The organism is Cohnella sp. SGD-V74 (genome assembly GCF_003001675.1).
Lineage (GTDB): Bacteria > Bacillota > Bacilli > Paenibacillales > Paenibacillaceae > Cohnella.
On sequence record NZ_PVYW01000058.1, the window covers coordinates 1 to 1,163 of the forward strand.

At 51.1% G+C, this 1,163-nt stretch carries 1 protein-coding gene; it reads left to right on the forward strand.

Features of this window, described 5'->3' with window-relative positions; all coding sequences use genetic code 11:
- Nucleotides 1-49 precede the first annotated feature (49 nt).
- Nucleotides 50-1,163 (forward strand): RNA-guided endonuclease InsQ/TnpB family protein (locus tag B0G52_RS35180; RefSeq protein WP_233163371.1); only part of this gene is annotated, 1,114 nt, incomplete at its 3' end.

The following is a 1,163-nucleotide window of genomic DNA, read 5'->3' on the forward strand; positions in this document are numbered from 1 at the left end:
TATCCGTCAGGTGTTTACTTCTTTTGGGCGGAACGAGCCCCTTCAGCCGTTGCAGCAACAAGTGATGAACACCCTGAAAACGCAACTCGAAGCGATGAATGAAAGACGGAGCGAGAAAAATCGTTCCCGTCCGTTTGAGCTGCCTTCGAAAGATCAGCGCTTCGTGCCTTACCCCTTTCTGGATGCGTTGTTCAGAGTAATGGAGCAACCCGATTATCGCGCACTCCCTGCGCAGAGCAGTCAAGGCATCATGAAGGTTGTATACCAGAACTGGACGGCTTTCTTCGCCAGTAAGAAGGATTATCGCGAACATCCGAAGAAGTTCAACGGTAAACCGAATCTACCGGGTTACGCTCGCAGTCCGGTGAAAGAAGTCGTCTTCTCCAATCAGGATTGCGTGATTAAAAACCAGAAGTTTCTCAAGCTGCCTAAGACCAAGCAACAGCTTAACATCGGCAAGCTGGGGGGTATCGACGGACAACTGAAGCAGGTACGCGTGGTGCCCAGATATGGACACTATGTCGTCGAATTGATCTTTGCTTATGCGAGGGAACAGAAGAGTACAGCACAAGAAAACGTGCAGGACGCTAATCATTCTGATCTACTTATGGCCATTGATTTGGGCGTGGACAATCTTGCAACCCTCGTCACGACATCCGGTTCGAAACCGATGATCGTGAAGGGCAAGATCGTCAAAGCGATAAATCAGTATTACAACAAGATGAAAGCGCACTATACCGGGATTCTTCGTCAAGGCAAGGAGCCGCGAACAGGGGTTCATACCTCCAAACGGTTGGAACGCTTGCATCGGAAACGCCATCGTCGGATCAAAGACTTGTTCCACAAAGCTAGCCGTCTCATCGTCAAGCTGGCCGTGGAACAACACATCGGTACGATCGTCATCGGGCATAACGACGGATGGAAGCAATCATCGGCGATCGGACGGCGAAACAACCAGTCGTTCTGTCACATCCCGCACCAGAAGTTCATTGCGATGATCCAGTATAAGGCGGCTGAACAGGGAATAGCGGTATTTCTGACGGAAGAAGCGTATACGTCGAAAGCCAGCTTTCTGGATCACGATCCCTTGCCCCGTTATGGCGAAGAGGGGAGGCGGACGTTCTCCGGCAAGCGGGTTCATCGCGGGCTGTATGCAAGCATAA